This is a genomic window from Wolbachia endosymbiont of Glossina morsitans morsitans, assembly GCF_000689175.1.
GTDB classification, from domain to species: domain Bacteria; phylum Pseudomonadota; class Alphaproteobacteria; order Rickettsiales; family Anaplasmataceae; genus Wolbachia; species Wolbachia pipientis.
This window is the reverse complement of sequence record NZ_AWUH01000040.1, coordinates 1-1,829: the sequence shown is the minus strand read 5'-3', so window position 1 is coordinate 1,829 and position 1,829 is coordinate 1. Positions and strand designations below refer to the sequence as shown.

Sequence of the window (1,829 nt, the reverse complement as noted above, 5' to 3'; positions counted from 1 at the left end):
ATCACCATCTCATAAAGTGTGATGCAACAAAGCCATTCCAGTGTCAAGCACTGGAATGACACCCTTCCGATGGGAACTGCTCTCAAACTACAACAGCATGAGTAGCTATAGAAGCTTTAATGATACAAGAAAAAATAAACAGCTATCATTTTTTTGGTAATTAAGTAAAATGGAGTGAAAGATTGCGAGGAAGTTTTGAAAAATAAGATAAAAGGATAGTAATTTCAGGAAAGGAAGTGTGGCCAATCATCGAGGGCGGCAAAGGCATTGCAGTTAGTGATGGAAGATCAAGCGGAGCATTTGCTGCAGCAGATGCTGTGGGTACATTTTCTGGTGCAAATGCTAAGCTTATTGATGATAATGGCGAGTTAGTGCCACTAATTTATAAAGGCAAAACAAGAAATGAAAAGCATAGTGAATTGATTGAGTATAGTATTGAAGCTGGAATTAGTCAGGCAAGAATAGCAAATGAAATATCAAAAGGTCATGGAAGAATACACATGAATGTACTTTGGGAGATGGGAGCAGCAGAACGCGTGCTTCATGGCATACTAGAAGGAGCGAAAGGTTTGATTCATGGTATTACCTGCGGTGCTGGTATGCCTTATAGACTTGGAGAAATTGCAGCTAAATATCAGGTTTATTATTACCCTATTATCTCATCGGTGCGTGCTTTTAAAGCATTATGGAAGCGTGCTTACCAAAGAATATCTTCCTATTTGCTTGGTGGAGTAGTGTATGAAGATCCATGGCTTGCTGGAGGGCACAATGGACTGAGTAACAGTGAAGACCCAGAGCTACCACAGGCTCCATTTGAAAGAGTTGCAGAGCTTAGATCTTTCATGAACGAGATCGGTCTTTCAGAAACACCAATTGTTATGGCAGGAGGAGTGTGGCATTTGAAAGATTGGGAACATTGGTTTGACAATCTGCAAATTGGACCAATAGCTTTTCAGTTTGGCACTCGTCCACTTTTGACGAAAGAAAGCCCAATTTCTGCAGAGTGGAAAAAGAAGCTACTCACTTTAGAAGAAGGTGATGTATTTTTAAATAAATTCAGTCCAACAGGGTTTTACTCATCTGCAGTAAAAAATAACTTCATACGTGAGTTGCAGGAACGGAATTCACGTCAAATAAAGTTTTCAGAAAATGCTAGCGAAGAATTTAATAATGAATTTGCAATGGGTAGCAGAGGTAGAAAGATCTACCTTACTGCAAAAGACAAAGAACTGGCAAATACATGGACTAAAGTAGGGTATACAGAAGCAATGAAAACTCCAGATACAACTGTTATTTTTGTGACGCCAGGCAGGTTTGCAGAGATAAGACAAGATCAAATCAATTGTGTGGGATGCTTAAGTCATTGTTTGTTTAGCAATTGGAAAGATCATGGTGAGCATTCAACAGGACGAAAGCCAGATCCGCGTAGTTTTTGCATACAAAAAACACTGCAAAACATTATACAGGGTGGTGATATTGAGAACGAACTCATGTTTTCCGGGCACAATGTGTACAAATTTAAGCAAGATCCATTTTATGAGAATGGCTACGTACCGGCAGTAAAAGAACTGGTGGAAAGGATATTGACTGGGTATTGAGTCAGTGACCTTACCCAGAAAAAGTGGAGAGAAAGTGTGGAATGTTTTTTACAAAAAGAATGATGCATCAAATTGTTCTGGAATGCAATAGTTAATAGTGACGTTGTTTGTTATAAAAAATTTCTATGTATTCAAATATTGCAGTTCTAGTTTGTTGAGCAGAGTGTTGTGAAGTATCAATAAGTATTTCTCTTTTCAATGAGCTAAAGAAGCTTTCTGCAACAGAATTGT

At 38.5% G+C, this 1,829-nt stretch carries 1 protein-coding gene and 1 pseudogene; one reads left to right on the top strand and one right to left on the bottom strand.

All coding sequences use genetic code 11. The features are described from left to right. The first annotated feature begins 236 nt into the window (after positions 1-236). The gene (locus tag WGMM_RS01095) at positions 237-1,598 is read left to right on the top strand and encodes an NAD(P)H-dependent flavin oxidoreductase (protein WP_240991818.1); all 1,362 of its coding nucleotides are present in this window, start codon (positions 237-239) and stop codon (positions 1,596-1,598) included. Between the two features lie 48 nt (positions 1,599-1,646). On the opposite strand, the pseudogene WGMM_RS07300 reads toward WGMM_RS01095, so the two are convergent. Next, positions 1,647-1,829 (bottom strand): annotated as a pseudogene (locus WGMM_RS07300) (IS3 family transposase); the annotation flags it as partial.